The sequence below is a fragment of the Rhizobium sullae genome (assembly GCF_900169785.1).
GTDB lineage: Bacteria > Pseudomonadota > Alphaproteobacteria > Rhizobiales > Rhizobiaceae > Rhizobium > Rhizobium sullae.
On record NZ_FWER01000112.1, the window covers coordinates 1 to 8,091 of the forward strand.

The window sequence follows — 8,091 nt, forward strand, 5'->3', positions numbered from 1 at the left end:
ACCACGACGGCAGGTGTCAGCACATATTCGATGTTTTCCGCGACGCCGGTGATGAAACCGCCCCACGGACCGAAGGCGGTGCGCGCGAAGGAATACGCGCCGCCGGTGTGCGGCAGGGCCGGGCTCATTTCGGCAATCGAGTAGGTAAGGCCGAGATACATGATGGTAATCAGGATGGTGCCGATGAACATGCCGCCCCACCCACCGACCGCAAAGCCAAGATTCCAGCCGGAAAAATCACCGGAAATGACGGCGCCTACGCCAAGCGCCCAGAGTGAGAAGACGCCAGCGTGGCGCCTCAATCCGCGCAGTTCGAAATATTCCTGCCCCGGTATATGGTAGATCACTCCGCCTTCATGTTTGCTGTCATTGGCCATGGCAGTCGCCTCTCGATCCTATTTCACGGCATTCTTCCATCGTCCACGCAAGGCCGCTCGAGTGCGGCTCAAACGTGGATTTCTGCGTGCTCGTTGAGCCAGACCTTGGAGGAGCACAGTGCTGCATCGGGGCCGCCACCTGCGGCCGGATAAGCAGCTAGGTTGCCCACCGGGAGCCTCCTGTCTGGTGTACGCGAAGGTTTGACGACGAATGACGAGCTGAACCTGTCCGCGCCGTTTAATAACGGGGCGGAATTCGACTGATCGGGCTCATTGTGCCGAGCGGCATCCATCGTCTCATCACCCGGTGGAGCGCGATAGACAAAGCTGCCTATCGTGCCCCGTCTCGCACAATGACTTCATGCCTAATTGCAGACTTTGTCAAACACCTTTGCGCGGTGAATGCGCGAACTCGAAAACAGCATGGAATCAACCCTTGACGGAGCCTTCGGCCGATCGCCGAAACAAGGGTTGCCGACAGGCCGAAGCGCCCCCAGCCAGCCACCTTGGACGGTTTTAATCATCAACCTCTGGAATCGTGTCGGACCTCGACGCGGATGTCCGTTCGCTGGCTCTGTGCATCGAGCACGCGAAGGCTGGCCTCGTATCGGCGAACGCGCGAGCACGAGCCGGTTTCGGGAGCACCGTCGGCTCGCTGCTCGGAACAAACATCACCCTCGCCGCGATCCTCGGCATGGCGGGTTATTTCTCGGGCGTCGTACAAGCGCCGATGACTGCCTTCGTGATCATTTTGGAAATGACCGGCGACCATCAGGCGTTCATTTCGATCATGGCCGTCTCGATGATCGGCTATGTGACGTCGCGCCTTCTGTCGCGCGAGCCGCTTTATCATGGCCTCTCGCGCGTGTTCATTGCCGCAGCCGTCAGGGCACAGCGCGCCGTGAAGAGCCAATAATCAACAACAGGCAGCGTAGCGGGCCGGTTAGGTCCGAGCGGGCGTTCGATTCCGTCATCTTGGCTCCGAACTTCTGGTGACACCGCATGCCATCTCCCGATTTAACGATGTGATGTATCGTCGGCACGCCAGCGATAAGAAAGTCCTTTTCGCCAAAAATATCACGGCATGATATAAAATATGGTCGACCGGCATTGAGGGCGACTTCCGGCCCAATCCGGGGCGGTCGCGATCCAGCCGTGGAGATTTAACCGGTTTTCTTGTCCTTCTCCACGGCTGGAAAAAGGGAGGTCCAAAATGTGGGGGTTGTTGCGGGAGAAAAGGGCGGCAATGGATCCTGCAGATGTCGTCGCGCTGAGCATGCTGCTCGATGAATGGTGTCGAATGCAATGCATCGATCACTCACACGCAAAGGTTCATAGGACGGCGCAGAACCTCATTGCCTTGCGTCAGGCCGGCGCCACTATCGACCACCTGAAACAGTTGCTCGCTTCGAGCGAGGCAGGTTGAAGCTTTTGCTAACGCGAGGCGGAGATCAGCCACTGCGCGTCTCACCATCGCTCACGTGCATGGCGGCGGGAGCTATTTCTCAACGAAACAAAACAGAGGCAGAGGGATGTACAGATCTCATTTCATAACGAAGGACACGGCGCATCTATACCCGGGGCATATCATTCACGTCGGCGGGAGCGCAGACAAGGTGACTGGTGTGCTTCAGATCAGGGATGCCTTTGCCGAACCGGATGAAGAACCTCTGGAGTCGGCAATTCACCGCGCCCTCCTCGTCCGCCAACGAGATGCGCGGGCAATAGGCGTTAAGGATGATGACGGCCTTTGGCCTGACAGGCTTGGCACGCTTGTTTGCTGGGAGCCGTGAAAGCTCGCACCGCTTTGGGGCAGGGGACGCCGCTCGCTAGCCGAATCTCTCGCGTAGATAAGGCCGGGGTTTACGATCCACTCACCGGGGCGGAGAACGTCCACATCAAGGCGGCCAGACGGATCTCGTGGCGCAGTGCCGACAAATCGATATCGGTTACCGTCGGCATCGATCACAAAGTCTCGAATTGCACGCCCTGCGATATAACCGACGACTGCTCCGTCACATTGAACGTCGTCCAACACAAAGAACTCAAAAGGGCAGATTTGGACTTACCATAAGTTCGGCTCCAGCAGACGCTGACATCAGTCAGTCATTATACTTCATTTGCACGTGCCGGACAATTTTCTGTCGCTATGGCTGCTTCAAAGCACCGCGACTTAGAGGCTCTCGCAATTGGTGCTGGTTCGATGTGCGATGAACGACAACAGGGCTTCCTTGCCAATTGGAACTATAACGGGAATACAGGCAAAGTGGCCTCGCGTAATCGAAGTCCGCGAGTCAATCGTTGCGCAAATCTCATTTTGAAATGGAAATATTGATGATCTCCTGCGGTCGCACGGGCAGGGCATCGATCGGAGATCGCGGGGTTTCGTTATAGATCGATACTGCGAGCATCAATGGACCGTAGTGGCGCATCATAGATCCTATGAGGAGGGTGGATAGCGACCAGCGCTGTGGCAAAGTGAGGTCGCTTAACCACAAACACCCTACCTTGGAGGCAAGCATGCCCTTTGCAGCTCACCGATCCTAAGCGCCGACCGCTATCCGCACCGATCTTGGCGCAATCTTCGTCTCATTGGAATTGAGCCAATCGAAATGGTTGATCACCTCGCTGTCGCCGGGTGGTGGCGAGAAGATGTCTAAGCATGCGGTCGAAACCGGCGACGTCGCCGGCATGCTGGGACGTTTTGCCGAACTCAAGAGGAAGGCGCGGGCGCGAACCGGGCGGTGCTTTCCGATCATTGTCATCCAGGAGGCTGGGCTCGACGGCTTCTGGATCCATCGCGTGCTGGAGGCCGAGGGGATCGAAAGCCACGTCGTCGATCCGGCCTCGATTGCCACCTCGCGCCGGGGGCGCCGGGCCAAGACCGATAAGATCGACGGCGAGGCGCTGGTGCGCGCGCTGCTCGCCTATAAAAGGGGCGAGCCGCGCGTCTGTGCGATGGTCCGGGTGCCGACGCCCGAGGAAGAGGACCGCCGCCGCCTTTCGCGTGAGCGCCAAGCGTTGACTAGCGAGCGCATACGGCACGTCAACCGCATCAAGGGCCTGCTGTTCAGTCAGGGGTGTATCCGACTACGAGCCGCTGCGCCGCGATCGCCGCAAGCGACTGGAGGAGTGTAAGACCGGCGACGGCCGTCCGCTGCCGGCACACCTGAAGGCGCAGGTCGGCCGCGAACTCGATCGGCTCGAACTGCTGCTCCAGCAGATCAAGGCGGTCGAGGCCGAGCGTGACGCTATGCTCACTGCCCAGCAGCCTGCCTCGCCAGCGCCGGCGATGCTGCTCACCCTGAAAGGCATCGGGCCGGAGTTTGCCGCCGTGCTCTGGTCGGAGGGGCTGTCGCGTCACTTCGACAACCGACGACAGGTTGCCGCCTATGCGGGCCTCGCGCCGACACCCTGGCAGAGCGGCTCGGTCGATCACGACCAGGGCGTCTCAAAATCCGGCAATCCGAGGCTGCGAACGACGCTGATCCAGATGGCCTGGCTGTGGCTGCGTCATCAACCGCACGCGGCGCTCACCTGTTTTCACCATACAATAGCGAAGGTCGACTCGGTATGGGATTTCAGAGGATCTAGTCTGAACACTATCATCGGATGGACAGATATTGATCCTCCGAAATGGTGGCTGCAACAAACTCCATTACAGCGCGTACCGCCGGCGCTTTGCGCAAATCGCGGTGAACCATGAGCCAGATGTCGCGCGCAAAAGATGGAATGTCCTCGCCGATTCGGACGAGATCACGGTCCCGCTCCCCGATAAAGCAGGGCAAGCCGGCCACGCCCACGCCAGCCCGCACGGCGATCAAGTGCTCACTTGAGTGAGTCAATTCGCAGGCCACCGGGCGGTCGTCGGCAATGCCGAACAACCACGATTGCGCTGGCATGTCAGCATAGGTCTGATCCCAAGCAATGAACTCCCAGCGTTCGGGCGCAGACAAATGGGCATAAGAGCGATGCGCATAGAGGCCGAAGGCCATCGTCCCAATTTTTCGCGCTACGCTGCTTGCCTCATCAGGCTGCACGAACCGCACGGCGACATCGGCTTCGCGGCGGCTGAGTGACACCACCCGGCCTTCCGCCGAAAGCGAAAGCCGGATGTCCGGATATTCCTTCCTGAAACGTGGCAGATGGTCGGCCAGAAGATGCGTAACGAGAACAGGCGGGGCGCTCAGCGTAACGCGACCGGCAAGTGGAGCGTGTGCGGCCTTCGCCAAGCGGGCAATGGCATGAGCACCAGCTTCCATCTCCAAGGCCCGCTCGAACACCTGCCTTCCCGTCACCGTGAGGCGGCAGGACCGCGGCAGGCGATCCACGAGCCGCACGTCCAGTGCGGTCTCAAGAGCGGCAAGCCGCCGACTGACCGTCGCGTGATCCACTTTGAGGTTGCGGGCAGCGCCGGAGAGCGTTCCGCTCTGCGCCACAGCCAGGAAATGCCGGACATCTTCCCAATCAACCATCTTACCATCTGTGCGAAATCTCAAAGATCACTCGCATATTTACCGAATTTTCGCACAGAATGCATCGATCTATATTGCGTGACAAAACGAACTCTATGCAATGAGAATGGATCATGATGTCCGGACATAGCTTCAAGATTGGCATTGTTGGCCTGCAGCCGGGCCGAAGCTGGGCTGCACGAGCTCATATTCCTGCGCTGCGTGCGCTCTCCAAGACTTTCGAAATCGTTGGTGTTGCCAATTCCAGTAAGGCCAGTGGAGAAGCAGCTGCCGCGGCATATGGGTTGCCAAGGGCTTATGCTGATGTCGCCGAACTTATCGCAGCACCGGAGGTCGACATCGTCACCGTTACGGTGAAAGTGCCCCCTCACTTTGAGATCGTGAAAGCAGCAATCGAAGCGGGCAAGCATGTCTACTGCGAATGGCCGCTCGGTAACGGCTTGGCCGAGGCCGAAGAAATAGCCGCACTCGCTCGAGCCAGAGGGATCTTGGGTATCGTCGGAACTCAGGCGCGTGTCGCCCCGGAGATCGAGTATCTGAAACATCTGATCGCCGACGGTTTCGTTGGCGAGGTGTTATCGACCACCTTGGTCGCGCGCGGCGGCGGCGCTCTGGGCGCTGCCACCATCCCCGACAAGAAAACCTACGGCTATTTGCTGGATCGCGCCAATGGTGCCACCCTGCTGACTATCCCTGTGGGCCATACGCTGGCGGCGCTCAGGGACGTCCTGGGGGAGGTCGCGGAAGTCTCTGCGATCCTGGCGACTCGGCGGCCCACGACACTTGCTGTCGATACCGGCGAGACGTTGCCAACTTCCTCGCCCGATCAGGTTCTGGTTAGCGGAATCCTGGAGAGGGGCGTACCCGTCTCCATCCACTACCGCGGTGGCACGCCGCGAGACGGTGACGGGTTGTTCTGGGAAATCCACGGCACAGAAGGCGACATTCGTGTCTCGGGTTCCTCCGGCCACACGCAGATGGTGCAGCTCTCCCTGATGGGTGGGCGGGGCGAGGAGAAGACATTCCGGCCGCTAGAGGTCCCTGCCTCATATCGTGCTGGCTGGCCGGAGGACGTGGAGCCGGGGAACGTCGCACGTCTTTATACCAGGATGGCGAGCGACTTGCGGCACGGCACTCGCAATGCACCAAGCTTCGAGGATGCGGTCGCAGTGCATCGCGTCATCGCTGCGATCGAGAGAGCGGCCGAAAGCGGAAGTCGCATTGCACTGACCTGATCCAAAGTCACGAGGGAACCTGATTTGCTGCGGACGACGCGTCAATGTCGGCTCTTTGGCGGCCAAGCGATCCGGCAAGCGATTTCAATTGAAAATTCCGCTCACTATAATCGTTGGAATTGTCGTTTTGCAGTAACCGTGAGACTCTCACCTTAATATTTTCAATAAGATAGCGCGGCACTTAATTTGAGACGAGGCAGTTAATATGAGATTGTTGTACGGATTTTGGCACTTAATATGAGAATCAGCCGCCGAAGTAATCGACACTGTTCCTCAGTGACTTCGCGATGAGCCCGGGCGGGAATGGAGATTAGTTCTCACCTCTAGCCGCGAACGCGGCAGCCTTTATAGAAGGTGTATAGGAAGTCGGTGAGGTGGCAACGTCTCAACAAGTAAAGATTTCAACTATCCCGCGATATTTTGGGACTTGACGGTAGCGGGTCCTCGGCAACAGCTAGTCCAGTTGCGCGGTGTAAGAGTCGGACTCGAAAAGGCTTCAACGATATCCGTATCTTACGAGGCGTCTTTTGAACGCCGCAATAAATTCCCATTCGCGATCCGTGACATCGCTTGCATATCGGCTCGTCCGTCGGACATAATTGCGCCGGGTGGTTTCAGTCCAGGCCATCGTGCTCTCCATCGAATCTTCGCAAATCCGATGGAATCACAACTGACTGAAATCACTCAACTCTTTTTGGGTCAGCCTCTAAGTTGGGCGCTCGACGGATGGTCAATTCGATCGCGTTTCAAGATGCCACGCGTGCTTCTGTGAAACTGCTGGTCAAACGGTCAACTGTGAGTATGTCAGCCCTGGCGTTCAAAGGAATGTGCGCCGGTTGGGCTAGCCGGTTACGGCGGAGATTCACAAGCCGGCGTCGTCGCTCTTCTGTTTGTAGAGATCGCGGAAGTCGCGCTGGAGATTCATCATCTTCAGGATGCCGTCACGTGACTGATTGATATGCTGGCGCGCTTCACGGCAGGCCATTTCGACGTCGCGGGCGGCAATTGCCTCGACGATCGCGTGGTGTTCGTCGCGGGCCTGCTGCCAGTCGTTGAACTGGGTCAGTTCCATCCAGACATAGATCTGGCACTTTTCCAGCAGCCCGTTCAGCATGTCGGCAAGCATGGGATTGCCGCTGAACTGCGCGATCGAACGATGGATCTCGAGCCCCGTCTGCAGTTCTTTGAGCCGCCCGCGCGGGCTTGGATCATTTGAAGCAAGCCGCTTGCATTCGGCTACCAGCCCGCGCAACACCTCGACTTCGTCATCGGTAATCCGCGTGATGGCCAGTCGCGTCGCGTGTTCGTCAAGCACGGCACGAATGTCGAAGACATTGCGCAGCATCGTTTCGTTGAAGTGAACGACGGCGAAGCCCGTGCGCGGGCGCTCGATCACCAGCCCGTCGCGCTCCAGCCGGTTCAGGGCTTCGCGCACTGGCGTCCGGGTGACCTGCAACTGTTCGACGAGCTCGAGTTCGATCAGTCGCCTTCCGGGTGCCAATTGGCCGGTGACGATCATGGCCTTGATCGCTTCATAGGTCGTCTGCCGCAAATGGCCGCGGGCAATTCAGCATCTAAGCGAACGAGAGGACAAAACGTTTGCGCCAACCACCTAGCGGCCTCGGCGCGTATCGCGTTCTGTGCCTAAACGGGCTAAGCGGAGCGTAACCCCAAGTATTTGATCCATCGGGATAGCGTCAAACCATCCCGAAGGTTCAGGCCCATCAAGGTTAAGTTTGTGCCCCCGGCGACGAGTTCGATCGCCTGGACAACGTAAAACATCGTATCAAACTGACCCGTTGAGGCGCGATTCGCGAGAAAGAACGCGCAGGGCACGAGTATCAGAATTCCATTCAGAGCGATGATGGGCATTCGATGCTTTTTGGCGCGAACAAGCACCGATTTAGCCTTTCCAGCCAGTCTAACGCCGGTTCCGCCGACGATGATCATCGCAGGTATCAGAATCAACATTCCCCAGAGAATGCCATTTTTGACAGCAACAAC

At 58.3% G+C, this 8,091-nt stretch carries 5 protein-coding genes and 4 pseudogenes; 4 read left to right on the forward strand and 5 right to left on the reverse strand.

What is annotated here, in order from left to right:
• Window positions 1-377, reverse strand: a pseudogene (locus BN1800_RS38515) (amino acid ABC transporter permease); the annotation flags it as partial.
• 625 nt (window positions 378-1,002) lie between these two features.
• Here BN1800_RS38515 and BN1800_RS38520 point away from each other — a divergent pair.
• From BN1800_RS38520 to BN1800_RS38535, 3 genes and pseudogenes are all read left to right on the forward strand, one after another.
• Window positions 1,003-1,293 (forward strand): annotated as a pseudogene (locus BN1800_RS38520) (chloride channel protein); the annotation flags it as partial.
• 330 nt (window positions 1,294-1,623) lie between these two features.
• Window positions 1,624-1,803, forward strand: coding sequence for a hypothetical protein (locus tag BN1800_RS38525; protein ID WP_143534251.1), 180 nt, complete (start codon window positions 1,624-1,626; stop codon window positions 1,801-1,803).
• 1,133 nt (window positions 1,804-2,936) lie between these two features.
• A pseudogene (locus BN1800_RS38535) lies at window positions 2,937-3,915 on the forward strand (IS110 family RNA-guided transposase); the annotation flags it as partial.
• A gap of 67 nt (window positions 3,916-3,982) precedes the next feature.
• Here the strand turns inward: BN1800_RS38535 and BN1800_RS38540 are convergent.
• On the reverse strand, window positions 3,983-4,852 hold the full coding sequence (locus tag BN1800_RS38540) for a LysR family transcriptional regulator (protein ID WP_087006104.1): 870 nt from the start codon (window positions 4,850-4,852) through the stop codon (window positions 3,983-3,985).
• 113 nt (window positions 4,853-4,965) lie between these two features.
• On the opposite strand from BN1800_RS38540, the gene BN1800_RS38545 reads away from it, so the two are divergent.
• Window positions 4,966-6,087 (forward strand): Gfo/Idh/MocA family protein, encoded by a 1,122-nt coding sequence (locus BN1800_RS38545; RefSeq protein ID WP_244564811.1) that lies wholly within the window; start codon window positions 4,966-4,968, stop codon window positions 6,085-6,087.
• A 511-nt stretch (window positions 6,088-6,598) separates the two neighbouring features.
• On the opposite strand, the pseudogene BN1800_RS43235 reads toward BN1800_RS38545, so the two are convergent.
• From BN1800_RS43235 to BN1800_RS41885, 3 genes and pseudogenes are all read right to left on the reverse strand, one after another.
• A pseudogene (locus BN1800_RS43235) lies at window positions 6,599-6,715 on the reverse strand (IS5/IS1182 family transposase); the annotation flags it as partial.
• A gap of 234 nt (window positions 6,716-6,949) precedes the next feature.
• The gene (locus BN1800_RS38550; RefSeq protein WP_244564812.1) at window positions 6,950-7,639 is read right to left on the reverse strand and encodes a GntR family transcriptional regulator; all 690 of its coding nucleotides are present in this window, start codon (window positions 7,637-7,639) and stop codon (window positions 6,950-6,952) included.
• A gap of 101 nt (window positions 7,640-7,740) precedes the next feature.
• Window positions 7,741-8,091 (reverse strand): hypothetical protein (locus BN1800_RS41885; RefSeq protein WP_179214018.1); only part of this gene is annotated, 351 nt, incomplete at its 5' end.

Bases quoted from the DNA above. Each gene is read 5' to 3' on its own strand.
- BN1800_RS38525 (WP_143534251.1), top strand. From the start codon at position 1,624: ATGGATCCTGCAGATGTCGTCGCGCTGAGCATGCTGCTCGATGAATGG.
- BN1800_RS38545 (WP_244564811.1), top strand. From the start codon at position 4,966: ATGATGTCCGGACATAGCTTCAAGATTGGCATTGTTGGCCTGCAGCCG.
- BN1800_RS38540 (WP_087006104.1), bottom strand. From the start codon at position 4,852: ATGGTTGATTGGGAAGATGTCCGGCATTTCCTGGCTGTGGCGCAGAGC.